Source organism: Bartonella sp. MR30HLJHH (genome assembly GCF_042194195.1).
GTDB classification, from domain to species: domain Bacteria; phylum Pseudomonadota; class Alphaproteobacteria; order Rhizobiales; family Rhizobiaceae; genus Bartonella; species Bartonella grahamii.
On sequence record NZ_JBHIMO010000098.1, the window covers coordinates 1 to 806 of the forward strand.

Sequence of the window (806 nt, forward strand, 5' to 3'; positions counted from 1 at the left end):
TTTAAAGGACTTGATGATAATATCAAGACTGTTAACGATCGTATTAAGGAAGTCTCAGAAGGAGTTGCACAGGATTCTTTATTATGGAGCAAGGATGAAGGTGCTTTTGTTGCCCTGCATGGGGAAAAGGACAGCAAAACCAATAGCAAGATTACATCGCTGGCTGATGGTTCTATAGCATCGGGCTCGAGTGATGCGGTTAATGGCGGACAGCTTTATTCATTGCATCAGACGCTAGCAAAGTATTTTGGTGGTGAGACGAAGTATGAAGATGGCAAATGGAGCGAACCAACTTTCACGCTTAAAACCTACAACGCAGATGGTACGGAAGGTGATCCACAGGAACATCATAATGTAACGGAAGCCTTTGCAGGAATTGATAAGAATGTTGAAAACATCGTTAAAGACTTTAAAGAACAAGTCACGAACATCACGGAATCTGTACAAGGCGATGCGCTGTTGTGGAATGAAAGTGAACAAGCTTTTGTAGCCAAGCATGGAGAAAAAGACGGAGATAAGACAAACAGCAAGATCACATCACTGGCTGATGGTTCTATAGTATCGGGCTCGAGTGATGCGGTTAATGGCGGACAGCTTCATAGCATCACAGATGACTTATCAAAGCTTTTAGGTGGTGCTGTATCCTTTGATGGCAAAAACTTTAAAGGACTAAAGTATGACTTATCGACAGTTTCTAAAGATGGTGAGGTAACAGATAAATCGTATGAAGGAGTTGAAACAGCCTTTAAAGGACTTGATGATAATATCAAGACTGTTAACGATCGTATTAAGGAAGTCTCAGAAGG

1 pseudogene is annotated in these 806 nt (G+C 41.4%); it reads left to right on the forward strand.

Annotation, left to right across the window (positions count from 1 at the left end):
* Positions 1–806 (forward strand): annotated as a pseudogene (locus ACFIKR_RS09540) (adhesin); the annotation flags it as partial.